This is a genomic window from Aeromonas sp. (assembly GCF_051657805.1).
GTDB lineage: Bacteria > Pseudomonadota > Gammaproteobacteria > Enterobacterales > Aeromonadaceae > Aeromonas.
The window spans coordinates 67,232-91,724 of record NZ_JBOFLJ010000059.1; the positions used below are offsets into that span (position 1 = coordinate 67,232).

General features: G+C 61.6%; 20 protein-coding genes and 1 tRNA gene. 15 read left to right on the plus strand and 6 right to left on the minus strand.

The genetic code is table 11. The features are described 5' to 3' along the window. Positions 1-140: 140 nt before the first annotated feature. Both ACRCYW_RS18290 and ACRCYW_RS18295 read right to left on the minus strand, forming a co-directional pair. Positions 141-1,004 (minus strand): hypothetical protein, encoded by an 864-nt coding sequence (locus ACRCYW_RS18290; protein ID WP_438551441.1) that lies wholly within the window; start codon positions 1,002-1,004, stop codon positions 141-143. A gap of 130 nt (positions 1,005-1,134) precedes the next feature. After that, positions 1,135-1,521 (minus strand): TraR/DksA family transcriptional regulator, encoded by a 387-nt coding sequence (locus ACRCYW_RS18295; RefSeq protein ID WP_438551442.1) that lies wholly within the window; start codon positions 1,519-1,521, stop codon positions 1,135-1,137. 462 nt (positions 1,522-1,983) lie between these two features. On the opposite strand from ACRCYW_RS18295, the gene ACRCYW_RS18300 reads away from it, so the two are divergent. The 10 genes from ACRCYW_RS18300 to ACRCYW_RS18345 all read left to right on the plus strand — a co-directional run bounded on the left by ACRCYW_RS18300 (position 1,984) and on the right by ACRCYW_RS18345 (position 14,737). Beyond that, positions 1,984-3,315, plus strand: a complete 1,332-nt coding sequence (locus ACRCYW_RS18300; RefSeq protein ID WP_438551443.1) for a glutamine synthetase family protein — start codon at positions 1,984-1,986, stop codon at positions 3,313-3,315. A gap of 233 nt (positions 3,316-3,548) precedes the next feature. Then, positions 3,549-4,910, plus strand: coding sequence for an aspartate aminotransferase family protein (locus tag ACRCYW_RS18305; RefSeq protein ID WP_438551444.1), 1,362 nt, complete (start codon positions 3,549-3,551; stop codon positions 4,908-4,910). A 54-nt stretch (positions 4,911-4,964) separates the two neighbouring features. After that, complete coding sequence (locus ACRCYW_RS18310; RefSeq protein WP_438551445.1) at positions 4,965-6,062, plus strand: extracellular solute-binding protein; 1,098 nt, start codon at positions 4,965-4,967, stop codon at positions 6,060-6,062. Between the two features lie 118 nt (positions 6,063-6,180). Further along, the gene (locus ACRCYW_RS18315) at positions 6,181-7,266 is read left to right on the plus strand and encodes a polyamine ABC transporter substrate-binding protein (RefSeq protein ID WP_438551446.1); all 1,086 of its coding nucleotides are present in this window, start codon (positions 6,181-6,183) and stop codon (positions 7,264-7,266) included. Between the two features lie 76 nt (positions 7,267-7,342). Further along, complete coding sequence (gene potA / locus ACRCYW_RS18320; protein ID WP_438551447.1) at positions 7,343-8,497, plus strand: polyamine ABC transporter ATP-binding protein; 1,155 nt, start codon at positions 7,343-7,345, stop codon at positions 8,495-8,497. After that, on the plus strand, positions 8,494-9,399 hold the full coding sequence (locus tag ACRCYW_RS18325) for an ABC transporter permease subunit (protein WP_438551448.1): 906 nt from the start codon (positions 8,494-8,496) through the stop codon (positions 9,397-9,399). Before potA ends, ACRCYW_RS18325 begins: the two co-directional genes overlap by 4 nt. Next, on the plus strand, positions 9,396-10,238 hold the full coding sequence (locus tag ACRCYW_RS18330; RefSeq protein ID WP_438551449.1) for an ABC transporter permease subunit: 843 nt from the start codon (positions 9,396-9,398) through the stop codon (positions 10,236-10,238). The genes ACRCYW_RS18325 and ACRCYW_RS18330 overlap by 4 nt, the downstream gene beginning before the upstream one ends. A 48-nt stretch (positions 10,239-10,286) precedes the next feature. Then, the gene (locus ACRCYW_RS18335; protein WP_438551450.1) at positions 10,287-11,009 is read left to right on the plus strand and encodes an MOSC domain-containing protein; all 723 of its coding nucleotides are present in this window, start codon (positions 10,287-10,289) and stop codon (positions 11,007-11,009) included. Between the two features lie 146 nt (positions 11,010-11,155). Next, positions 11,156-11,232: transfer RNA gene (locus ACRCYW_RS18340), tRNA-Pro, on the plus strand. Positions 11,233-11,761: 529 nt separating this feature from the next. Then, on the plus strand, positions 11,762-14,737 hold the full coding sequence (locus ACRCYW_RS18345; RefSeq protein ID WP_438551451.1) for a hypothetical protein: 2,976 nt from the start codon (positions 11,762-11,764) through the stop codon (positions 14,735-14,737). A gap of 793 nt (positions 14,738-15,530) precedes the next feature. Here ACRCYW_RS18345 and ACRCYW_RS18350 read toward each other — a convergent pair. Together ACRCYW_RS18350 and ACRCYW_RS18355 are read right to left on the minus strand one after the other, a co-directional pair. Further along, entirely contained in the window at positions 15,531-16,058 is a 528-nt protein-coding gene (locus tag ACRCYW_RS18350) for an AbiTii domain-containing protein (RefSeq protein ID WP_438551452.1), read from the minus strand. Positions 16,059-16,181: 123 nt separating this feature from the next. Beyond that, positions 16,182-16,646, minus strand: coding sequence for a thioesterase family protein (locus ACRCYW_RS18355; protein WP_438551453.1), 465 nt, complete (start codon positions 16,644-16,646; stop codon positions 16,182-16,184). Positions 16,647-16,778: 132 nt separating this feature from the next. Between ACRCYW_RS18355 and recQ the strand changes: the two genes are divergently transcribed. Then, positions 16,779-18,626 carry an ATP-dependent DNA helicase RecQ gene (gene recQ, locus ACRCYW_RS18360; protein WP_438551454.1) on the plus strand — a complete coding sequence of 616 codons (1,848 nt, stop codon included), beginning with the start codon at positions 16,779-16,781 and terminating at the stop codon, positions 18,624-18,626. Positions 18,627-18,697: 71 nt separating this feature from the next. Here recQ and ACRCYW_RS18365 read toward each other — a convergent pair whose 3' ends face one another. After that, complete coding sequence (locus ACRCYW_RS18365; protein WP_438551455.1) at positions 18,698-19,003, minus strand: c-type cytochrome; 306 nt, start codon at positions 19,001-19,003, stop codon at positions 18,698-18,700. Positions 19,004-19,108: 105 nt separating this feature from the next. Here ACRCYW_RS18365 and ACRCYW_RS18370 point away from each other — a divergent pair, with 105 nt between their 5' ends. The 3 genes from ACRCYW_RS18370 to ACRCYW_RS18380 all read left to right on the plus strand — a co-directional run bounded on the left by ACRCYW_RS18370 (position 19,109) and on the right by ACRCYW_RS18380 (position 21,692). Then, on the plus strand, positions 19,109-20,536 hold the full coding sequence (locus tag ACRCYW_RS18370; RefSeq protein WP_438551456.1) for a protein adenylyltransferase SelO: 1,428 nt from the start codon (positions 19,109-19,111) through the stop codon (positions 20,534-20,536). Between the two features lie 12 nt (positions 20,537-20,548). Further along, positions 20,549-20,836 carry a DUF3630 family protein gene (locus ACRCYW_RS18375; protein ID WP_438551457.1) on the plus strand — a complete coding sequence of 96 codons (288 nt, stop codon included), beginning with the start codon at positions 20,549-20,551 and terminating at the stop codon, positions 20,834-20,836. 181 nt (positions 20,837-21,017) lie between these two features. Then, complete coding sequence (locus tag ACRCYW_RS18380; protein WP_438551458.1) at positions 21,018-21,692, plus strand: 7-cyano-7-deazaguanine/7-aminomethyl-7-deazaguanine transporter; 675 nt, start codon at positions 21,018-21,020, stop codon at positions 21,690-21,692. Between the two features lie 282 nt (positions 21,693-21,974). Here ACRCYW_RS18380 and rraA read toward each other — a convergent pair whose 3' ends face one another. Then, positions 21,975-22,460 (minus strand): ribonuclease E activity regulator RraA, encoded by a 486-nt coding sequence (gene rraA, locus ACRCYW_RS18385; RefSeq protein WP_438551459.1) that lies wholly within the window; start codon positions 22,458-22,460, stop codon positions 21,975-21,977. A gap of 144 nt (positions 22,461-22,604) precedes the next feature. Between rraA and ACRCYW_RS18390 the strand changes: the two genes are divergently transcribed. Then, the gene (locus tag ACRCYW_RS18390) at positions 22,605-24,458 is read left to right on the plus strand and encodes a methyl-accepting chemotaxis protein (RefSeq protein WP_438551460.1); all 1,854 of its coding nucleotides are present in this window, start codon (positions 22,605-22,607) and stop codon (positions 24,456-24,458) included. The last annotated feature ends 35 nt before the right edge of the window (positions 24,459-24,493 follow it).

Sequence of the window (24,493 nt, forward strand, 5' to 3'; positions counted from 1 at the left end):
CTCTCGGCCGGGTCATCGAGGGGGCGGCTTGCGCCCTCAGGGGGCGGGCTGCGCCTCCTGCACCGGCGGATAGTCCCAGCAAGGGTGCCGGAATGCTACTGCCCTTGCCGGGGGATGCTCCCAACAGGGGGGCTGGAATGTTACTGCCCTTGCTGGGGCGGGTAATCCCAATATTGGGCCGGGATGCTCCTGAGCAGGGGGGTCATGTCCGGGTTGGTCAGGGGGATGGTGAGGCGGCCATCCAGATTGGCGCTGGCCAGGGCCTCGCGGATCTTGGGATTCTCGCGGAAGAACCGTATGAAGCTGCCGTCGGCGTAGGCGCGCTCTAGCCCGGTCTGGATCGCCTTGGCCAGCTTGGGGTATTCGGGACTGACGAAGAAGAACTCCGCGAAGGGGTAGCGCAGCAGCAGATGCTGCTCGATGGCGAGGTTGGGATACCGGGCGCTCAGCTCGGCGCGCTCGGCGAAGATCTCCACCACATTGCGGGGGAAGAAGTCGAGCTTGTCGCCGTCGTTGATGATGCGGAACAGGTTGCTGTAGCGGCCGGCATAGGTGGGGATGCCTGCCAGCTCCAGGATCTTGTTGTCGGCCCAGCCGACACCTTGCGCCGCCTTCAGCTTCTTGAGGTCGGTGAGGCCGTTGACCTGGTTGAACTTCTCCTGGGCATCGGCGTGGATGAAGGAGAGTCGCAGCCCTTCCAGGCCACGGAACAGCGGGATCGGCACAGGGATGAGGGAGGATTCGAGGGCGCTGGACGTCCCCATCCAGTACACATTGATGTTCTTGCCCTTGCTGAGCTCCTGCTGCAGGCTGAACTGGTTGAGGTTGAGCTCGACCTGTTCCAGCTTGAACGGCTGACCGGCACGGGTGAGCGCCAGCTCCAGCAACTTGAGCTGATATTCGTTATCGAGGTGGTTGATCGGTCGGCTGGGGACCTTGACGGTGAGAGTCTGTGCTTGTGCCAGCAGTGGCAGGCACAAACACAGCCTGATGAGCCATTTCACTCTCTGCGCTCCTGTTAGATTCCAAGACTTGCCCGGAGTCTAACAGAACTTGCCATGCTCTGGCTGTGCTGCCGTGAGTGAGCCGGTGGTGCCGCCCGCATCCCGATGCGCCGGGCGGCGTCAGGCCGAGTCAGGCGACCCGGCGGAACACGTGGGTATCGTTGAATTCCTTGGTGCTCTGACACTCGACGCAGAAGCGGGATTCAGGACGGGCCTGCAACCGCTTGAGAGAGATCTCGTCACCGCAGGACTCGCAGTAGCCAAAGTCCCCTTCGTTGATGCGTTTCAACGCCCCTTTCAGTTTGCGCAGGTGCAGCTTGTCGTGCTCGATGCGGTTCAGCTCCAGACGGCGGGCCTCCTCGATGCTGGCACGGTCGATCTCATCGGCCATCTCGTTGGTATCGGTGGCGATGGCCTGGCTGGCTTGAGAGTTGAGACGCTCCTCGAGCTCGATGATTTGGCGCTCGATCTGACCCTTGTAGAAGGTCAGTTGGTCTTCAGTCATGAAATCACACATATGGTTTTCTACCAGTCAGTTTCCCAATTTTTCCCATTTATGGGGGCTGTCTGCCTGCAGACCAAGCCCTTGTATCCCGATTTGCACCAAATCCATGCAGGAGAGTGCAAATCAGGGCGGGCCTTGTACCAAAAAAATGCAGGCATGCAAAGCACATCGGATAAGGATTGTGCGCCCTTGCAAAGAAATGGTCCTCATCTGACAAGGTATGACTGAGAACCCGCGCCGGAATAGCGGTCGTTGGCATCCCCTTTGCAGTGGGCTGATCGTGATACAAGGTGTTTAGTATTTGGTGTCGGCGTGGTCATTATATAGGCCGTTGTTTATAGTTTTTTAAACACCACCGCTTGACAAGGGGCGTTGTCGCGGGCTTTTATGGTGGTGCTGATTACATTTTCTTAACAAGGGTGTTCCTTATATTAGACACCCTTGCCAATGGCAACCGTAGAGTCGGGGTTTAACATGGACAGTATCAAGGGCTGGATGGAGAGCAATCGCATCACTGAGGTGGAGTGTTTGTTTCCGGATTTCACCGGCAATGCCCGAGGCAAGATCATCCCAGCCAACAAATTCCTGCGCGAAGGGGGCATGCGGCTACCCGAGGTCATCTTCACCCAGACGGTGACCGGCGAGTATCCGGATGACGACAGCATGATAGACCCGCTGGAGCGGGACATGCAGCTCTACCCCGATCCCAACACCATTCGTTTCGTGCCCTGGGCCCTCGAGCCGACCGCTCAGGTGATCCACGACTGTTTCGACATCAATGGCAAGCTCATCGATATAGCGCCGCGCTCCGTGCTGCGCCGGGTCCTGTCATTTTACGAGAAGCAGGGCTGGAAGCCGGTGGTGGCGCCAGAGCTCGAATTCTATCTGGTCAAGCGCAACGAAGACCCCGACTACCCCCTGGTGCCGCCGGTGGGCCGCAACGGCCGCCCCGAGACGGCGCGCCAGTCCTTCAGCATCGATGCGGTCAACGAGTTCGATCCCATCTTCGAGGACATGTACGACTACTGCGAGGCCCAGGAGCTGGAGGTGGACACCCTGATCCACGAGTCCGGTGCCGCCCAGATGGAGATCAACTTCCTGCACGGCGACGCCATCGATCTGGCGGACCAGGTGTTCCTGTTCAAGCGCACCATGCGGGAAGCGGCCCACAGACACGGCATCTATGCCACCTTTATGGCCAAGCCCATGAGCGACGAGCCGGGCTCCGCCATGCACATCCACCAGAGCCTGGAGGACATGGACGGTCACAACCTGTTCGGCACCAGCGAAGGGGGCAACTCCGCCCTCTTCATGCACTTCATCGCCGGTCTGCAGAAGTACACCCCGGCGGTGACCGCGCTGCTGGCGCCAAACGTCAACTCCTACCGTCGCCTCACCTTCGGCGAGAGCGCGCCGCGCAACGTCCAGTGGGGGGTAGAGAACCGGACCTGCGGCCTGCGGGTGCCCTTCTCCGATCCGAGCGCTCGGCGGGTGGAGAACCGCTTCGCCGGCGCCGACGCCAATCCCTATTTGGCCCTGGCGGCGACCCTGGCCTGCGGCTACCTCGGCATGCTGGAGAAGCTGGAGCCCATGCAGGAGATGAAGGCGAGCGCCTATGATCTGCCCTACAGCCTGCCCCGTTCACTGGAGGAGTCGCTGAGCCATCTGGAGCAGTGTGAGCCCATCAAGGACATGCTGGGCGAGCGTTTCATCCGCGCCTTCGTCGCGGTCAAGCGCAAGGAGTACGAGACCTACTTCGGGGTGATCAGCCGCTGGGAACGGGAATTCCTGCTGCTGAACGTGTGACCCTGCTTCGAGGGAAGCCGGCGCCGGCTTCCCTCGTCAACAAGCAGCCGCCGAGGCTGTCGTCGTGACAGGGCTCACCCCGTCACGGCAGCACAACAATATTTCGCTTCAGAATGATGGAACCGAGGTGCAGCCAGTGCAGCAGTTCGCCCGTGCCTTGCTGATCACCTCATTGATTCATAAAGAACTTCATAAAGAACATCGCTTAAATCGAAGGAACCGAGGAGCAAGCAATGCAGCACAGTACCCGTGAGTGGCAACAACTGGATGCCAGCCACCATCTGCACCCCTTTACCGATTTTAAGGCCCTGAACAAGAAGGGCAGCCGCATCATCACCAAGGCCGAGGGCGTCTATCTGGAAGATTCCGACGGCAAGCGCATCCTGGACGGGATGGCGGGCCTGTGGTGCGTCAACATGGGCTACGGCCGTCAGGAGCTGGTGGATGCCGCCACCCGGCAGATGCAGCAACTGCCCTACTACAACCTCTTCTTCCAGACCAGCCACCCACCCGCAGCCGAGCTCGCGACCCTGCTGGCTGAGGTGGCTCCGGCCCACCTCAACCACGTCTTTTTCACCGGCTCGGGCTCCGAGTGCAACGACACCGTGCTGCGCATGGTGCGCCACTACTGGGCCAGCAAGGGGCAACCGGACAAGCAGGTGATCATCAGCCGCCACAACGCCTACCACGGTTCCACCGTGGCCGGCGCCAGCCTCGGCGGCATGAAGGGCATGCACGCCCAGGGCGGCCTGCCCATTCCGGGCATAGTCCACATCGATCAGCCCTATCACTTCGGTGAGGGGCAGGGGATGAGCGCCCACGAGTTCGGACTGGAGCGCGCCGGCCAACTCGAACAGAAAATTCTGGAGCTGGGGGTGGACAAGGTGGCCGCCTTCATCGGCGAACCCATCCAGGGGGCCGGCGGCGTCATCATCCCTCCTGCCAGCTACTGGCCCGAGATCCAGCGCATCTGCGACAAGTACGGCATCCTGCTCATCGCCGACGAGGTCATCTGCGGCTTCGGGCGCACCGGCCACTGGTTTGCGAGCGAAGGTTTCGGCATCAAGCCGGATCTCATGTGCCTGGCCAAGGGCATCACCTCCGGCTACCTGCCGATGGGGGCCGTGATGGTGGGGGACAGGGTCGCCAGGGTGCTGGTGGAAGAGGGGGGCGAGTTCAATCACGGCTTCACCTACTCCGGCCATCCCGTGGCCTGCGCCGTGGCCATCGCCAACATCCAGCTTATGCAAAGTGAGAGCATAGTTAAGCGCGTTCATGATAACATCGGCCCCTATTTGCAGCGCCGCTGGAGCGAGCTGGCCGATCACCCGCTGGTGGGGGAAACCCGGGGCAAGGGTCTGGTCGCCGCGCTGGAAATAGTGCAGGACAAACAGACGAAACGCCGTTTCCCGGCCGAGCTTCAAGCCGGGATGACCTGTCGGGAGTTCTGCTTTAACAATGGCTTGGTGATGAGGGCGGTCGGCGATACCATGATCATATCGCCCCCCTTGGTGATCACCGAGGAACAGGTGGATGAATTGGTCAAACTGGCCAGGATCAGTCTGGATCTGACAGCGGCAAAGCTGCGGGAATAGGCTGCAACCGGGCAGATTGGCTTACGCATACAATTTGCTTAGGAGACAAGGACTATGTCTTTTAAAAAGGGAATGATGGCTGCTTCCGTGGCGCTGGTCATGATGAGTTCCGGGGCGATGGCCGAGGACAAGGTGCTGCACGTCTATAACTGGAGCGATTACATCGCGCCGAACACCCTGGAAGATTTCCAGAAAGAGACGGGCATCAAGGTGGTCTATGACGTGTTCGACAGCAACGAGGTGCTGGAAGCCAAGTTGCTGGCAGGCAGTTCGGGCTATGACATCGTGGTGCCGTCGAACTCCTTCCTGGCCAAGCAGATCCAGGCGGGCGTCTTCCAGAAGCTGGACAAGTCCAAAATCTCCAACTGGAAAAACCTGGATACCGCCTTGCTGAAGGCGCTCGAGCCGAGCGATCCGGGTAACCAGTACTCGGCGCCTTATCTGTGGGGCACCATCGGCTACGCCTACAACATCGACAAGGTAAAGGCGGTGTTGGGGGCGGACGCGCCGCTGGACTCCTGGGATCTGGTGTTCAAGCCGGAAAACATGGCCAAGTTGAAGGAGTGCGGTGTCTCCTTCCTCGACTCACCGACCGAAATGCTGCCGGCCGCCCTGAAATATCTGGGCTTCGATCCGAACAGCCAGAAGCCGGACGAGCTGAAGAAGGCTGAGGAGCTGTTCCTCTCCATCCGTCCCTATACCGCCTATTTCCACTCCTCCAAGTACATTTCGGATCTGGCCAACGGCAACATCTGCGTGGCCGTCGGGTACTCCATGGACCTGCAACAGTCCAAGGCCCGGGCGATCGAGGCCAAGAACGGCGTCAATCTGACCTATGTGATCCCGAAAGAGGGGGCAGGCAGCTTCTTCGACATGCTGGCCATTCCGGCGGATGCGAAGAACGTGGAAGAGGCCCATGTGTTCCTGAACTACCTCATGAAGCCTGAGGTGATCGCCAACATCACCAACCAGATTCATGCACCCAATGGCAATAGCGCATCGACCCAGCTGGTCGACAAGGCCATCAGCTCTGACCCGGGGGTCTACCCGTCCGGTGAAACCCTGGCGAAGATCTACACCTTCCCGGCGCTGCCGGCCAAGGTACAGCGTCTGATGACCCGCAGCTGGACCAAGATCAAATCGGGTAAGTAAGTGACGAATACCCCTCCCGGTCCGCAGTTCGGCCGGGAGGGCTGTGAGCCACCCGATTAGGATGGACGGCGCGTAAGGATGCGCGACGGATAAATCACACAACGAGAGGACTGAACAAGTGCACACGACCAAGATAGCGACGCTGGCCCTGACCCTGGGGTTTGCAAATCTGGCCCAGGCAGCCCCTGTGGTTCATTTTTACAACTGGTCCGACTATATCGGCGAGACCACCCTCAGCGACTTCCAGCAGAAAACCGGGATCAAGACCGTCTACGACGTGTTTGACTCCAACGAGACGCTGGAAGGCAAGCTGCTGACCGGCCGTACCGGTTACGATCTGGTCGTGCCCTCCAACAATTTCCTGGCCAAACAGATCAAGGCGGGGGCCTTCCAGAAGCTGGATCCCGCCCTGCTGCCCAACATGGTCAATCTGGATCCCTTGCTGCTCAAGCAGCTCGACAAGGTGGATCCGGGTCACCAGTACGCCGTGCCCTACCTGTGGGGCACCAACGGTATCGGCTACAACGTCGAGAAGGTGAAAGCCGTGCTGGGGGTCGACAAGATCGACTCCTGGGCGACCATCTTCGAGCCGGAAAACATGAAGAAGCTCTCCAGTTGCGGGGTGGCCTTCCTCGACTCTGCGGACGAGATGATCCCGGCGGCGCTCAACTATCTGGGACTCAACCCCAACAGCCATGAGCCGGCGGACATCAAGCGGGCCGAAGCGCAGCTGCTCAAGGTGCGTCCCTATGTGGCCTACTTCCACTCCTCCAAGTACATCGGCGATCTCGCCAACGGCGACATCTGCGTGGCCGCGGGCTTCTCCGGTGACATCTTGCAGGCGGCGGCCAGGGCCAAGGAGGCTGGCAAGGGGATCGACATCGCCTACAGCATTCCGAAGGAGGGTGGCAACCTCTGGTTCGACATGATGGCGATCCCCTCGGACGCCACCAATGTCAAAGAGGCCCATGCCCTGATCAACTACATACTCGACCCCCAGGTGATCGCCAAGGTGAGCGACTACGTGGGATATGCGAACCCCAATACCAAGGCGGGCGAGTATATGGACAAGCAGGTGCGTGATGATGAGTCAGTCTATCCCCCCCAGGCGGTGCTGGAACGGCTGTATGTGCAGGAAGCCCATCCCCGTTCGGTGCAGCGCCTGATCACCCGGAGTTGGACCAAGATCAAGTCCGGAACCTAACCTTGGCGCCCATCCCGGGGCGCCAGATTGTATTGATGGATCGGCCCCGGCCGGTATCACGTTTGGGAGTTTGGTGATGGCGATAGCCTCCAGTGCCTACAAGAAAGCCCTCGAGGGCAGCCAGCAGCGTAAAGAAGTGCTGGTCAAAATAGACAGGGTAAGCAAGCAGTTCGACGAAACGCTGGCGGTCGACAACGTGTCCCTCAACATCCACAAGGGGGAGATCTTCGCCCTGCTGGGAGGGTCCGGTTCCGGCAAGTCCACCTTGCTGCGGATGCTGGCCGGGTTCGAGCGCCCCACCGAGGGGCGTCTGTTCCTGGACGGGGTCGACATTACCGACATGCCGCCCTATGAGCGTCCGATCAACATGATGTTCCAGTCCTATGCCCTGTTCCCCCACATGACGGTGGCGCAGAACATCGCCTTCGGCCTCAAGCAGGATGGTCTGCCCAGGGCCGAGATCGACGCCAGGGTGGAGGAGATGCTCAAGCTGGTGCAGATGACCCAGTATGCCCGCCGCAAGCCGCACCAGCTCTCCGGTGGTCAGCGCCAGCGGGTGGCACTGGCGCGCTCCCTGGCCAAGCGTCCCAAGCTGCTGCTGCTGGATGAACCCATGGGGGCCCTGGACAAGAAGCTGCGCTCCCAGATGCAGCTCGAGCTGGTGGAGATCATCGAGCGGGTCGGCGTGACCTGCGTCATGGTGACCCACGATCAGGAAGAGGCCATGACCATGGCCGAGCGGATCGCCATCATGCACCTGGGTTGCATCGAGCAGATCGGCAGCCCCATGGACATCTACGAGACCCCGGCCAGCCGGCTGGTGTGCGAGTTCATCGGCAACGTCAACCTGTTTGATGGCCTGCTGGTGGAGGATGAGCAGGACCATGCCACCATCGCCTGTGCGGATCTGGAGCAGCCCATCTACGTGGGCCACGGCATCAGCTCTCGCGCCGAGAACAAGAAGGTGACCTATGCCCTGCGGCCCGAGAAGCTGCTGATGAGCCTGCAAAAGCCGGTGGAGATCGAGCATCCGGACTTCAACTGGACCAAGGGGCAGGTCTACGACATCGCCTATCTGGGCGGTCACTCCGTTTATCACATCCAGCTGCCCTCGGGCAAAATCGTGCAGGCCTTCATCGCCAACGCCGAACGCCACGGCAAGCGGCCGACCTGGGATGACCAGGTGTTCCTCTATTGGGAAGATGACAGCGGCGTGGTGCTGCAATCATGAAGTCATTGCGAAGACTGAAGAAACTGGGCGGGCGCCAGCTGGTGATCGGCATCCCCTTCTTCTGGCTGTTCCTCTTCTTCCTGCTGCCCTTCATCATCGTCGTGAAGATCAGCTTCGCGGAAGCGGACGTGGCCATCCCGCCCTACACCGACGTGGTGAGCTGGGCGGACGATCAGCTCACCATCCTGCTGCACATGGGCAACTACCTGCTGTTGCAGGAGGATGAGCTCTATCTGGCCGCCTACCTGGGCTCCCTCAAGATGGCCTTCGTCAGCACCATCCTCTGTCTGCTGATCGGCTATCCCATGGCCTACTCCATCGCCCGGGCGAAGAAGGAGACCCAGACCGTCCTGCTGCTGCTCATCATGATGCCGACCTGGACGGCCATCCTGATCCGGGTTTACGCCTGGATGGGGATCCTCAGCAATAACGGGCTGCTCAACAGCCTGCTGATGGGCATAGGCCTGATCAACGAGCCGCTGACCATCCTCAACACCAACCTGGCGGTCTATATCGGCATCGTCTACTCCTACCTGCCGTTTATGGTGCTGCCGCTCTACGCCAACCTGGTGAAGCACGACCAGAGCCTGCTGGAGGCGGCCTCCGACCTCGGCGCCCGCAACCTGACCCGGTTCTGGCAGATAACCGTGCCGCTCTCCAAGAACGGCATCATCGCCGGCTGCATGCTGGTGTTCATCCCCGTGGTCGGTGAGTTTGTGATCCCGGAACTGCTCGGTGGCCCCGAGACTCTGATGATCGGCAAGGTGCTGTGGCAGGAGTTCTTCAACAACCGCGACTGGCCGGTGGCGTCCGCCCTGGCGGTGGTGATGCTGGCGGTCTTGATAGTCCCGATCATTCTGTTCAACCGCAACCAGGCGAAGGAACTGGAGGGCAAGGTATGAAGCGTTTCAGTTTTTCCACCCTGATGCTGTGGCTGGGGCTGCTGTTCATCTACCTTCCCATGGTCATCATGGTGATCTACTCCTTCAACGCCTCCAAGCTGGTGACGGTGTGGGGTGGCTGGTCCCTGAAGTGGTACTTCGGTCTGCTCGACAACAAGCAGCTGATAGGATCCGTGCTGCGATCCCTCGAGATCGCCTTCTACACCGCCATCGCGGCGGTGGCGCTGGGGACGGTGGCGGCCTTTGTGCTGACCCGGATCCCGCACTTCCGCGGCCGCACCCTGTTCGGCGGCCTGGTGACGGCGCCCCTGGTCATGCCGGAGGTGATCACCGGTCTCTCCCTACTGCTGCTGTTCGTGGCCATGGCCCAGCTGGTGGGTTGGCCGGCGGAGCGGGGCATGGTGACCATCTGGATCGCCCACACCACCTTCTGTACCGCCTATGTGGCGATCGTGGTGTCGGCGCGGTTGCGGGAGCTGGATCTCTCCATCGAGGAGGCGGCCATGGATCTCGGGGCCAAGCCCTGGAAGGTGTTCTTCCTGATCACCATCCCCATGATCGCGCCCTCGCTGGCGGCGGGGGGCATGATGTCGTTCGCCCTGTCGCTGGATGATCTGGTGCTGGCGAGCTTCGTCTCCGGTCCTGGCTCCACCACCCTGCCGATGGAGGTGTTCTCGGCGGTGCGCCTCGGCGTGAAACCCGAGATCAACGCGGTGGCCAGCCTGATCCTGTTATCGGTATCCCTGTTCACCTTCGGCAGCTGGTATCTGATGGCCAAGGCGGAGAAACGCCGCCGCGCCGAGATCGCCATGACCACCCAGATGCAGGCAGTCGCCTGACCCAGCCCATGATAAGATCCGCATTCTCCCATCCATCAGGAGGATAGAATGCGGATCTCCCTCTTTATCGGCCTGGGCGCCGAATTGAATCCCGAGCAGGCTCCCGGCCTGATCAGTGCCATCCACAAGCAAGTCGTCGACAGCCCCCTGTGGTGCGGTTTTCTCGGCCTGGCCGGGGATGAGCAGAGCGATCGGCGCCACCACGGCGGCCCGGAGCGGGCGCTCCATTACTACCCCGCCGATCACTATCCCTGGTGGCAGACCTGGCAAACCGCCATGGGCCTGCCGGCCCCGCGCACGCCCTGGCAACCGGCCGCCTTCGGCGAGAACCTCTCCGGCCTTGGGCTGACGGAAGCCGATGCCTGCATCGGCGATGTGTTCCGCCTCGGGGAGGCCCTGGTGCAGATAAGCCAGCCGAGATCCCCCTGCTTCAAGCTCAATCAGCGCTTCGGTTATCCCCACTTCTCTCAGGTGATGCAGGTGAGCGGCCGCTGCGGCTGGCTGCTGCGGGTACTGGAGGAGGGGGAGGTGGCGCCGGATGCGGAGCTGCAGCTGGCGGACAGACCCTACCCCGAGCTGACGGTGAAACGGGCCGCCGACATCCTGTTCAACCAGGTGCGCAACGAAGCGGATCTGCAACTGATGCTGGACAACCCGGCCCTCTCGCCGAACTGGCGCCAGCATGCGGCCCATTGGCTGGAGCACGGGGTGGTGGCCGATTGGCGGCGACGTCTGCTGGGGCCGGCAGAGTTCCAGTTGCCGCCGCAATAGCCTGGGTGCAGAGGAGGGGAGCTGCGTCTTGCCAAGCTTTGCGCAAATCGCTGAATTGTTGAGCGAAAAGCCATTTTTTTCCGCTGAACAGCAAAAAAGGCTTGTGTCATGTCGGGGCTTTCGGTAAATTCTCGCCCCGCAGACATCGGTGTGTAGCGCAGCTTGGTAGCGCACTTCGTTCGGGACGAAGGGGTCGGAGGTTCGAATCCTCTCACACCGACCACATTAGAAAAGGCCGCTCAATGAGCGGCCTTTTCGCGTCTGGAAGGCTTCCGTGCCGAGAGCATGGGGACGCCTTCCCTGCATTCTCTCTTCATGCCTTGTCTGTCCCGGAATCTTCGTCAGTTCCTATCCTCCCCTTATTTTATCGACGGAATATCTCCATCGATGACCACTTCAGACCATGACGAGTCTGCCTGGTGCTGCGGCTCGATCATCCGGCGAGTGACATGCACCCGGACCTGTTCGAAGGGCCCGCCTCAGACACCCCGATCTGTATCAGACGCGAAACAGTGTGCGTCTGGCTCGATCTGCCCCGTTATCAATGACTTGAGGTTCATCTTCTCAGGCACCTGTCTCACGCCTGTGACACTCCTGGCGTGGCCTCTTCCTAACTCCTTGTTTTTACAAGTCATGTCTGCTGGCACAGGGCTTGCTCTATCGGTCTCGTCATGATGACCGGCGGTCGCAGGTGCCCGCGTCGATCGGCGCCACCTGGCCACACAAGGATGAACGTCAGAGGAGGCATCGACATGTTAGTCAGTCAGCGATGGATAAGAGTGCTGGGGGCCCTGCTAACGCTGGGGTTGCTCGGCATGACATCGGCGCAGGCCGCCGATCCCAACAACATACAGAAGACCCTGGAGGGTTGTCGCAAGGTCGCGGGGTTCACCTTCCCGGACGGCGGGCCCTATATCTGCCCCGACACGGACTACACGACGGGCAACCTCGGCAAGACCTGGAATGAGTTGGACCTGGTGCCGTACAGGATCACCTTCGAGGCGGGCCAGGCCGCCCCGGCTACCCAGACCTATACCCAGGCCCTGACGCTGGATCGCGAAGATGCCGGCAAGCCGGGCTACGACCTCATCTCAGCCCCCGTGTTGAACGTGGCGAAGTCCAGCGCGTCCTGTTCCGCTAGCTCGTCGGCACAGATGACCCTATCGCCAGGGGTTGGCGGCACAGATGTGTCTATCTACCGCAGCATCACGGTCACGCAGTTGAAGAACACGACCTGCGTGTACGACTACTACGGCCGGCTGGCTCTGGGGTCGCATCTGTACCCGGGGTCATCCCTGCACGCCAACCTGCTGAATGAAGATCTCAGCACCGCCGGATCCGGTGCGCGGGACGTCTCCATCCCGGTGAAGGAGATCGAGCCACAGGAGATCTCCAAGACGATGACGGCTCATCAAGGGGCCGAGCAGACCTGGAACATTTCCAAGGGGACCGAAGATACTCTGGACTTCGGCAACGTCTGCCGCAGTGACGCGCCTGCGTCCCTCCCCGTGCAGATCACCGTCACCTGGACCAAGGCGGAGGTCATCGGCGGCAAGGTTGCGGTCAACATAGTGCTGAACGCGAAGAACCCGGCGGCGCGTACCATCACCGTCGAGCTGACAGACAAGCTCTACAAGGGGTCAACCAACGCTGGCACCCTGCTCGACACCTATATGGAAGGGCCATTCGATCTCGCCGCCGGCTTCAACGGCATGGTCGCCGAATTCACGGCCGAATTCGACGCGGCGACGGCGGGCAAGGTCGGTGACTGGCTGCACAACGAGGTATCAGGGACCTATACGGATAAAGCCACCGGCATTCCTGTTCCCGGTACGACCACGGCTACCGCCAACGCACAGATCCAGCAGGGGGCCATCACCAATGCCTCGACGGCGGTCAAGGATCTGGAGGATATCGATGGTGAGGGTCTGAAGTATGCCGTCAAGGCGCCGTCGTTTGGCAGCTTCCTGGCTGGCTATGTCGCGGATACGCAGACGGCCGGCGAGGTAGGCTGGGAGACGCTGGGTCAGACGGACGGTGGCTCCATTACCTTCGACAAGGTGGTGTATCTGGATAATCCGAAACGCGTCACCACTGGCGTGTTGCGGGATACGGCCACGCTGTCCGCGTCCGATGGATTCAAGGCCAGCACCAACGAGCTGCAGATCCCGATCGCTTCCTCGGTCAAGGCCAAGCTGACGATCCAGAAGAGCATTCCGAACTTCCTGGATACGGGCGAGAAACTCGAGGTGACCTTCCACATCACCCGCGCGAGTGACCCGAGCTTCAGCAAGACCAAGGTCATCACCTTCACCGGGGGCGGCGCGGTAGCGCAGTCCGTCACGGCCTGGGGCCTGGTTCCCGACCTTTATTACGTCGAGGAGCAGGGCAACACCTTCTTCGCCGCCGGCAGCAGCACAGGGGAGCCAGTCAACCTGGTCGACCTGCGTGATCCCGCCTTGTATCCGAACCCCAGGCCGGTGGACCTGAGGCTGGTAGACGGGATTGCCACCCGTTGTGCGGCAACCATCGACTTCCAGAACGAGCCTGCTGCCGGCTATGCCAAGGCACAGGTGCAGAAGACGACGGAGCCCGCACTGGAGAGCTCTGACGCCGATTACAACTGGAGCTTCGGGCTGTACGGCCCGGGTGGCGGCTTGCTGAGCACGCAAGTTGTGGGTGCGGGTGCCGGCTATGGTAAGTTCCAGGATGGGGGCGGCGATCTGCTGCTACTGGCCGAAGGGACCTACACAGTCGTGGAAACGACCAAGACGGGTTGGGACCTCATCTCGGCGGATCCGGATTCGGATCCGAAGAACAAGGTCTGTGACTTCGTGGTCGACTATCCGGAGGATCTTGGCAAAACCTTCTCCTGCTCCTTCCTGAACCGCGAACGCGGCAAGGCACAGGTCCTCAAGACCCTGAGCGGTAGCGCCGATCTGGGCAGTTACACCTTCAACTTCCAGCTGCGGCAAGGGGCCACCACAGTGGCCAACGGCCAGATCCTGGAGACCAAGGCGGCCACTGCCGGCAATGGTGGTACTGTCGTGTTCACGACGCTGCTCGTCCCGGGCCAGACCTACCAGATGTGCGAGATCGTCGGGCCGGGGTGGCTCAGCACGCTTGGGAGCTTCGTGCCCACGGCCTTCATGCCGCCTGATGGTGTGGCCCCCAACCCGAATGTCGACAACAGCATTCTCTGCGTCGACTTCTCGGTCAATCCGGGTCAGACCTACGCGTTCAACATCGACAACAGACCGCCACCGGGTGGCCGCGCGTTGACCATCGGCTACTGGCGGAACTGGGCATCCTGCGCCAACTCCAACGGCAAGCAGAAACCCGTGCTCGACCAGACGCTGGCATCCTTTGCCGGTGGTGGCGTCTACATCGGCAAGCTGTTTGTGGATACCTGCCAGGAAGCCGTACGCATCCTGAGCAAGCAGGATGTCGCGAGCGGCAAGCAGAAGTCGAGTGATGCGGCGTTCAACATGGCGGCACAATTGCTTGCGGCCAAGTTGAACGTGCAGGCCGGCGCCGGCCAATGCCCGAGTGCAGTCACGGCGATGGTTGCAGGCCAGGCCATCCTTGACGGGCCCCCGCCGAGCTATGCGGTGAACTTCACCGGGACGGGGGACTATCCGAAGAAGGGCCAATTCGTGACCGAGGCGAACAACCTCGCCACGACGCTGGATCGGTACAACAACAACTACCTGTGCACGGGACCGTAACGGCGCAAGGGAGTTGAATGCAAGCAGAGGGCCCGGCATAAGCCGGGCCCTTTTCTGTTCAATGTCTGCCGGCGGGGACACTCGCGCCTTTGCCGACAAGGGCAATGGTGTCCCTGCTCTCAGGTTCGCGTTGACATCCACCCATCCCCGGCATCCCAATACGTATTCCAGGGGGATGGGCCTGCGAGCCCGCTATACCAGCGACAGCGATATCGGTACCACTCGATACCTTGCATCGGAATGTGCAACATCCGGCAATGGCCACGTCATAGGCTGCGGTGAACCACAGGTCTTGGAGGACACAGCATGGCTCGATGCGGCTGCCGTGTCGGTCTGTGTTCTTGGGTGGTCAGAAGCCGGCTGTGTAATGTCACGTCCATCCCGCAGCGGGCCCATGGCGGTATTGGCGGTGTGGAATACGGAATGGGATTGGGTGGATGCGGTGAGTTATCACAGATGCTGCCTGTGTGGCCGAGGTCGGTGAGAGGCGGGGCCGGGTGGGCAAGGGGCCGGTTTCTCTACCGGGGCGGCTTCAACGTTCTTGCCCCACATGGAAGAACCGCGCAACAGGCGGCTTATTCACAGACGGGTATTTGGCCACTCCGCGACGGAGTGGAACACAAGGACTTTTTGGGGGGATTAGGCCACGAATACCGGACAGGCTGCGGCCAATAAAAGGGCCACCGCTCGGTGGCCCATGGGTGGAGTCTGATCCTGACTCCGGCACTCTAAGTTGTGGCAATCTCGTTGTGGTTCTGCTTTATGGTGCCCTCCTTGCGCCTTGGGCGCTTGCTCAGATGTGCCAGTGTTGATGGCACAATGCCTTGAAGCCACGTTGAGTCTGCAGAGTCGCATGCTTGGGGTACTCGCTGATGAAGTGGTCGAGACCCTCCATCAGTTGTGAGCGCAACGAAGACACGGGCTCATGCCAGGCTTGCAGGCAGAGATGGCCGGGGATCAACTGCTCTCGATACGCTTCCAGCAGATGTTCTGGCCAGGGTTCGATACCGGAATCATGTCGCAGTAAATAGTGGGCGGCGGGTTTACGGGCATAGATGAACTGAACTTGGGCCAGGTCGCGTTGGCTAAGCGTTTGACTACCGATATGGCAAGTCAAATATTTCCCCGTCTTCAGATCCAAGAAGTGACCGCGTTGCCGACAGGCGATGATGCGATACCAAGGCAGGGGTGAACACAGAGAATACCCCTCTAGCTCCTGTTCCAACCAGTGACGACACTCGGGAGTATGCACCTCGTCGAGCATGCACTCGATCTGTGTCAGCAAGGCTCTGGATGGTTTGGTCGCCAGTATCGCGCTCATGGTCTGCAATCCTCCCTCTGCACACAATCCCGACTTTCAGTATGGACCTCGAACCGGTGCAGGGGGTAGGGATTCTAATGATTAAAATCGGCTTAGAAGTGCAGTTTTTATGCAATAAAGCCCTTAGCCGACGAGATAAGTACCGGTTCCGAAGGCGATGTGAGTCCCCTCCTCGTTGTGCAGCTCCATACGGGCGACGGCCACCTTGCTGCCGGCGCGGATGATGTGGGCGGTGGCGATGAACTCGTTGCCACGGCCGGGGCGCAGGTAGTCGACCCGCAGATCTATGGTGCCGAGGCGGGAGAAGCGCTCCTTGAGGTAGCTGGGGGAGAAATCCTCCAGCTCGTCGATGCAGGAGGCCGCCACTATCATGCCCCCCGCCACGTCCAGCAGGCTGGCGGTGACGCCCCCGTGCAGGATGTTGTGGAAGGGGTTGCCGATGAGCTTCTCCTCCATCTTGATGCGCAGCTCCACCTTGTCGAAGTCGTAGTGGGTCACCTGCATGCCGATCAGCTTGTTGAACGGCATCCTCTCGGCAAACAGGTTGGCGATGCCACTGAGCGCCATCTTCTTCAGCATGTGTTTCATTCCCTGATCCCAATCCCTGGCGGCAAGCCGAGTAAAAACTCCAGCCAGTCTGCAACACTTCCGTAACAGTCGCAATGGCAGGTTTATTGTGAGCGGCGGCTGCTTTAGAATGGCGACCCCAAAGGAGTGCCCATGACCGCCATTGCCGACATTCAGCCTGACTCCCAATCCGATGCTGTGCCAGAGACGCCGCTCGCCCTGTTGCAGGCGGTGTTCGGCTACCAGCAATTCCGGCCGGGCCAGCTGGAGATCATCGAGCAGATAGTGGCGGGGCGCGATGCTCTGGTGCTCAAGCCCACCGGTGGCGGCAAGTCCCTCTGCTACCAGATCCCGGCCCTGCTGCGGCCCGGACTGGGGGTGGTGGTCTCGCCCCTCATCTCCCTGATGAAGGATCAGGTGGACAGCCTGCGTGCCAACGGGGTGGCGGCGGTCTACATCAACTCGGCCCTGAGCCGGGAGGAGATGATCCAGAACTTCGCCGCCATGCGCCGCGGCGAGATCAAACTGGTTTACGTCTCCCCCGAGCGGCTGCTGCAACACGAATTCATGGATCGGCTGGCGGAGCTGCCGCTGGGCTTGTTCGCCATCGACGAGGCGCACTGCGTCTCCCAGTGGGGCCACGATTTCCGGCCGGAGTACGCGGCGCTGGGGCGGCTCAAGCAGTGGTTCCCCCAGGTGCCCGTGGTGGCGCTCACCGCCACCGCCGACGAGGCGACCCGCAGCGATATGCTACATCGCCTCGAGTTGCAGGATCCCTTCATCCACACCGCCAGCTTCGACCGGCCCAACATCCGCTACAGCCTGGTGGAGAAGTTCAAGGCGGCGGAGCAACTGCTGCGCTATGTGCAGAGCCAGAAGGGCAACTGTGGCATTGTCTACTGCTCCAGCCGCAATCGGGTGGAGGAGGTGGCGGAGCGTCTCTCCCGCCACGGCTGCAAGGCGGCCCCCTATCATGCGGGTCTGCCGCTGGAACTGCGTCAGCAGACCCAGGAGGCCTTCCTCAAGGACGACATCGAGATAGTGGTGGCGACGGTGGCGTTCGGCATGGGCATAGACAAGCCGAACGTGCGCTTCGTGGTGCACTACGACATCCCCAAGAACATCGAGTCCTACTACCAGGAGACGGGCCGGGCCGGCCGTGACGGCACCCCGGCGGAGGCGCTGCTGCTGTACGATCCCGCCGACATCGGCCGGGTGCGCCGGCTGCTCGACAACATCGAAAACCCCCAGCAGTTGCAGGTAGAGCAGTACAAGCTGAACGTGATGGCGGCCTTTGCGGAGGCGCAGACCTGCCGCCGCCAGGTGCTGCTGAACTACTTCGGCGAGTACAACGACAAGCCCTGTGGCAACTGTGACATCTGCCTGGATCCCCCAAAGAGCTACGACGGTACCGAGGACGCCCAGAAGGCGCTCTCCTGCGTCTGGCGGGTGGGGCAGAATTTCGGGGTGGGCTACGTGGTGGAGGTGCTGCGCGGGTCGCTGAACCAGCGCATCAAGGATCACGGCCACGACAAGCTGTCGACCTATGGCATCGGCAAGGATCAGAGCCACGAATACTGGATGAGCGTCATCCGCCAGCTGATCCACAAGGGGCTGCTGACACAGAACATCACCCGCAACCTGGTGCTGCAGCTGACCGAGGCGGCCCGCCCGGTGCTGCGCGGCGAGCTGCCCCTGACCCTGGCGGTGCCGCGGCTGCAGCCCATCTCCAGTCGCAAGGAGAAGCGCAGCAGCCTGCTCGACAGCGCCAACTACGACAAGCGGCTGTTCAAGGAGCTGCGCGCCCTGCGCAAGCAGATCGCCGAGGAGGAGGAGGTGCCCCCCTATGTGGTGTTCAACGACAGCACCCTGGTGGAGATGGCGCAGCTGATGCCCATGACGGAGGACGAGCTGCTGGCGGTCAACGGCGTCGGCCACCGCAAGCTGGAGCGCTTCGGTGAGGCCTTTATGGACCTGATCATCGAGTATTGCCGCCGATAGCAGAGCCGCTCAGGATGACGAGCTGCCTTGTCTATATCCAGTGGATCAATTCACGGCCAAGACGATATTTCTCACTGCTGCAGGCTGGCGTAGTAGGCGGCCAGGTTCTCCATGTCCGCCTCGGTGAGCGCCGCCATAAAGGGCGCCATCATGAGATCCTTGCGCTGCCCCTCCTTGAACGCCTTCAACTGCTTGACGAGGTAGGGGGCGTTCTGGCCCGCCAGGTTGGGATAGACGGGCACGCTGGCCTTGCCCTCAGGGCCGTGACAGGCGGCGCACAGCACGGCCTTCGCCTTGCCCGCCGCCACATCGGCCGCGCTGGCGGGTTGGCCGGACATCAGTGCCAGCAGGGGCAGGGCATAGACCCATCTTTGCATCTTCACTTCCTCGAATTGAAATAGCGGTATCGACCGTTGGCCCGAGAGGGGCTGGTGGCGGTATAAAGAGAGACACGAGCATACGCAGGGACTACCCCCATCACCATGAAGTTGATCAACACTTTCGCCACTGAACTGCCCTGGGCCTGTGAACCCGTGGCCCCCCAGCCCCTGCAAGGGGCCAGGATCTTGCATCTCAACCACGGCTTGCTGCGCGAGCTGGGGCTGGAGGGGGTGAGCGAGGCGGACTGGCTCGCCTGCTGCGGCCTGGGTCAGCCCCTGGCGGGCATGCAGCCGGTGGCCCAGGTCTATGCGGGTCATCAGTTCGGCGGCTACAGCCCGCGCCTCGGCGATGGCCGCGCCATGCTGCTGGGGGAGCAGACGGCCCCGGATGGCGGCCGCTGGGACCTGCACCTGAAGGGGGCGGGCAAGACCCCCTTCTCCCGCTTCGGCGACGGCCGCGCCGTGCTGCGCTCCAGCATCCGCGAGTATCTGGCCTCAGAGGCGCTGCACGCCCTCGGTATCCCCACCACCCGCGCCCTGGTGCTGGTGGGCAGCGATGAGCCCGTCTACCGGGAACAGACCGAGAGCGGGGCGACTGTGCTGCGCACCGCACCGAGCCACCTGCGCTTCGGCCACTTCGAATACTTCGCCTGGAGCGGCCAGGGGGAGAAGATTCCCGCCCTCATAGACTATGCGCTGCGCCACCACTTCCCGGAGCTCGCCGACGGGGCCGAGCTGTTCACCGAGGTGGTGCGCCGCACCGCGCGGCTCATCGCCACGTGGCAGGCGGCCGGTTTCTGCCACGGGGTGATGAACACCGACAATATGTCCCTGCTCGGGCTGACCCTGGATTACGGCCCCTACGGCTTCATCGACGCCTATGTGCCGGACTTCGTCTGCAACCACTCGGACCCGGGCGGTCGCTACGCCCTGGATCAGCAGTCGGCGGTCGGTTACTGGAACCTGCAGAAGCTCGCCCAGGCGCTGGCGGATCAGGTGGACGGCGAGGCGCTGGCCGGAGCGCTGGCCCAGTATGAGCACCAGCTGATGTTGCACTACTCCGAGTTGATGCGGGAAAAGCTCGGCCTGGGCACTTGGGAAGATCAGGATCCGGCCCTGTTCCGCGAGCTGTTCCGGCTGCTGGCAAACCAGCGAGTGGACTATCACCTCTTCCTGCGCCGGCTCGGTGAGCTGACCGCCCAAGGCGACTGGCCTGCCCCCCTGCTGGCCCTGCTGCCGGATCCCGCCCTCTGGCAGGATTGGCTGACTCAGTATCGGGAGCGGTTGGCCCGGGAAGGCAGCGACGATACGGCCCGCAAGGGGCGGATGGATGCGGTCAATCCCAAGTACGTGCTGCGCAACGCCCTGGCCCAGCAGGTGATAGATGCGGCGGAACGGGGCGACATGGCACCGTTCGAGCGGCTGTTTGCGGCCCTGCAGCGCCCCTATGACGAGCAACCGGAATACGAGGACCTCGCCACCCCGGCTCCCGCCTGGTATTGCGGCGGCGAGCTCTCTTGCAGCAGTTGAGGGATAAAAAAGATGAATTGGCGTATCACGCAGATAGACACTGAATCAGCCGTGCTGATGCTGGATTGCCCGGGTCTGGACTGGGACAGCTTCCCGGTGCTGGCCGAGGCCCTGTTGCGGGAGTGGGAGCTCGAACTCGTCGAGCGGGACTGGGGGGCCGATCGTCACAGTTGGCAGTTGGCATTCGAAGGCAGCCCGCTGCGGTTGGAGTATGAGCATCACAGCGGCTGCTGGCTGGAGGCGGTGCATCCGGCCGATGGAGAGGTGGTGCTCTGGCTCGGTCGCCAGCACCAGGCCTAGTCTCGCCGACATGAGCTAGCGGTCTGATGCCTGCTAGCTCGCCGTTTGATGGTTGTTGCCCCAGCCGGAACAATCGCATAAGGATTGAACTATCGGTGTTGGGGCGTATAATCTCGCCCCTCAATTATCGCCATGGTGGCGGTATGGGTTCCCTAACCCCATTAACCAAAAAGGTCACAATATGAATCTGACCCCTGCTCAGCACCAGACGGCGCTGGTGCGTCTCTCTTTGTTCCACATCCTGATCATCGCCAGCAGCAACTATCTGGTGCAGCTGCCGATCACCATTCTCGGCTTCCACACCACCTGGGGTGCCTTCAGCTTCCCGTTCATCTTCCTGGCCACCGATCTGACGGTACGGATCTTTGGCGCCGGTCTGGCCCGCAAGATCATCCAGACCGTGATGCTGCCGGCGCTGGCGGTCTCCTACGTGCTCTCCGTGCTGTTCTTCGAGGGCAGCTATCAGGGGGTGAGCCACCTGGCCGAGTTCAACCTGTTCGTGGCGCGTATCGCCCTGGCCAGCTTTATGGCTTACCTGGTGGGCCAGTTCATGGACGTGGTGGTGTTCAACCGTCTGCGGCTGCTCAGGGCCTGGTGGGTGGCACCGGCGGCCTCGACCCTGTTCGGCAACCTGGTGGACACCATCGCCTTCTTCAGCATCGCCTTCTGGCGCAGCACGGATCCCTTCATGGCCGAGCACTGGGTCGAGATAGCGACCGTGGACTATGTGTTCAAGCTGCTGATAAGCCTGGGATTGTTCGTGCCGCTCTACGGCGTCTTGCTGCGCTACCTCAGCCGCAAGCTGGTGGGGGAGGCCGGACTGGACGGCCTGCAAACCGCGGCCCGTCAGGCCTGATTGAAGATGACCACCCCAGGGTGGTCATTTTTTTCGCATTTCTTGCAAATAAAACTTGCACAGTTAAATGAGAATGATTATTGTTAACTTGTTTTCCGGGAAAGACTTCATTTGTTCCAACGTGATGGACTTCTTGTGAAGGCACGACATTGCTCACATTGCTTCCAGTTAAGGGGCCAGTAGTTTACTGGCCCTCTTTTTTTGTCTTTTTGCAGCCCCCTGCACCCGAATGTCGGCCATAAAAAATGGGAGCCAGGGCTCCCATCTTCGGTCTGTGTCTGCTCATTCGATGTCGAGGGCATCGGGGGAGAGGATCACCCCTGTGGTGTCGGCATAGAGGTGATCGTCAGGCAGGAAGGTGACGCCGCCGAAGTTCACCGGCAGATCCGTCTCACCGACCTCCTTGCTGTCGGCGCCGACCGGGATGGCGGCCAGGGCCTGGATGCCGATGTCGAGATCCTCGAGGATGTCGACCTCGCGCACGCAGCCGTAGCAGACGATCCCTTCCCACTCGTTCTCCGCCGCCGTGGTGGCGATCTCGCTGTCGATCAGGGCGCGACGCATGGAGCCACCGCCGTCGATCAGCAGCACGCGACCGGCGCCGTTCTCTTTCACGAGTTCACGGATCAGGCCGTTGGATTCGAAGCATTTGACCGTGGTGATGACGCCGCCGAAAGAGGCGCGGCCGCCGAAGGAGCAGAGCATGGGCTCGAGCACATCCACCATGTCCTGATAGATGTCGCACAGTTCTGAAGTGTTGTATTCCATTGTGTCAGATCCACCGCTGGAAACAGGTGGAACCAGTATAAGGAGTGGGGGGGGCATTTCAATGAATATTCCTTGAACGGACATCTGGATATCGTATTCTGCCCGCGATCGATGCAGTCCACCCCAGATCCCCAGAGGTTTATCGTGCTGATCCGCCAAAAATTGATACTGAATACCGCCCTGGTTGCCACGGCCATGCTGACCCTGAGCGGGCTCTTCCTCTACGCCAGCCAGGAGAGCGGCCACCTGATGGAGGCACAGCGCAGGGTCGATGGACTCGAGCTCTCCATGTTGCAACTGAGGCGGGCCGAGCAAGACTTCTTGCTGCACAAGGATCTGGCTGTCATCGACAGATTCAACGCCGTGCTGACGGAAACCCATGTACTCGAGGAGGCCCTAGAGACCGATGAGAGCCTGGGCTCAGTCCGGGCCGGCCTGGCGGGGCTGGATACTCAGGTCAGCGCCTACGGCAAGGCCTTCAACGAACTGGTCGCCCAGCAGCAGAAGATAGGGTTGGGACCGGAGGATGGCCTCTACGGCCAGCTGAGGGGGGCGGTACACAAGGTGGAGGAGGCCCTCAAGGCGCAGGATCAGCAAGGGTTGCTCATCACCATGCTGCAACTGAGGCGGGCGGAGAAGGATTTCATGCTGCGCTCGGACATCCAGTACCTCGGCCGTTTCCAGACCCTGCATGACGCCTTCCAGCAGGGGCTCGGCGGCTTGCCCGAGGAGCAGCGCAGCGGGCTTGAGCAGGCCAGCGAGCAGTACAGGCAGGGCTTCGTCGCCTTGGTGCAGGGCATGCAGGTGTTGGGGCTGAACGAGACATCCGGGCTGCGCGGTCAGATGCACACCCTGGTGCAGCAGGCCGAGCAGGGACTCAATGCCGTGAGCCGGCAGATCGCCGACGAGCTGGCCCGCCAGACCACGAGTTTCAACCGCCTGATGTTGATCTGCGGTGCCCTGATCATCCTCGTCATCGGCTTTATGAGCGTGCTGCTGGGTCGCAGCATCGACAGGCCCATCGCTCGGGTCAATGACACAGTCAATCGCATCCGCCAGGACAACGATCTGCGCCTGCGCATCGCTTTGAAGGGGGATGACGAGATGGCGCAGCTGGCGGGCAATCTGGACGTGATGCTGGATGGCTTCCGTCATCTGATCGGGGATGTGAAGCAGAGCGTCAATACCCTGACCGGGGCGGCGGATCACCTCTCGGACAACGTGCGCCGAACCAGCGAGGGGGCCCAGCGCCAACTGCTGGAGACGGATCAGGTGGCGACGGCTTCCACCGAGATGGGCTCCACCATAGAGGAGATAGCCCGCAGCACCGAGCAGGCCGCCAGCGATGCCGCCGCGACCAATCACAAGGCCAGCGAGGGGCGCGGCGCGGTGCAGCAGACTGTGAACCGGATCCACAGCCTGGCGACTCAGCTGGAGCAGGCTTCCGATGAGGTGGCCCAGTTGCAGAAGGAGAGCGAGACCATAGGTTCAGTGCTGGGGGTGATCCGGGGCATAGCGGATCAGACCAATTTGCTGGCCCTCAATGCGGCCATCGAGGCGGCGCGGGCGGGGGAGCAGGGCCGTGGTTTTGCCGTGGTGGCGGACGAGGTGCGCAGCCTCGCCATCCGCACCCAGCAGTCGACCCAGGAGATTGCCGTCATCATAGGTTCCCTGCAGCAGCAGACCGACAACATAGTGGGGAGGATGGCACTCTGCCGGGAGCAGGGGGAGAGCAGCTCGCAACAGGCGGCTCAGGCAGGGGAACTGCTCGGCCAGATCACGGAGGATGTCACCCGCATCATGGACATGAGCACCCAGATCGCTGCCGCCATCGAACAGCAGAGCCTGGTGGCCAACGAGGTGAACCGCAACGTCAGCAGCATCCGCGACATCGCCCAAGCGTCGAGCCTGATGGCACAAGACAACGCCCACTCCAGCCAGGGGCTGAGCGAACAGGCCAGGCTGCTGAACCGGGCGGTGGAGCAATACCGGGTGTGAGGCGGCGAACTGCTGGAATTGAAAAGGGAGCCATA